Annotated in this window: 1 rRNA gene; it reads left to right on the plus strand. The window is 56.7% G+C overall.

The features are described 5' to 3' along the window. Positions 1–76, plus strand: a 16S ribosomal RNA gene (locus ADK67_RS17115); the annotation flags it as partial. Between the last annotated feature and the right edge of the window lie 132 nt (positions 77–208).

Raw genomic sequence — 208 nt, forward strand, 5'->3', positions numbered from 1 at the left:
GAAGGTGGGACTGGCGATTGGGACGAAGTCGTAACAAGGTAGCCGTACCGGAAGGTGCGGCTGGATCACCTCCTTTCTAAGGAGCATTCCTCACCGGTCTTCTTCGGAGGGCCTGTGGAGAGCCATGCCGGCGGCGAATGATCGTCGGATGGTTGCTCAATGATGTGGATGCTGGCTATATACAGAACCTGGGGTTGTCCCGAGAGTT

Source organism: Saccharothrix sp. NRRL B-16348 (genome assembly GCF_001280085.1).
Classification (GTDB): domain Bacteria; phylum Actinomycetota; class Actinomycetes; order Mycobacteriales; family Pseudonocardiaceae; genus Actinosynnema.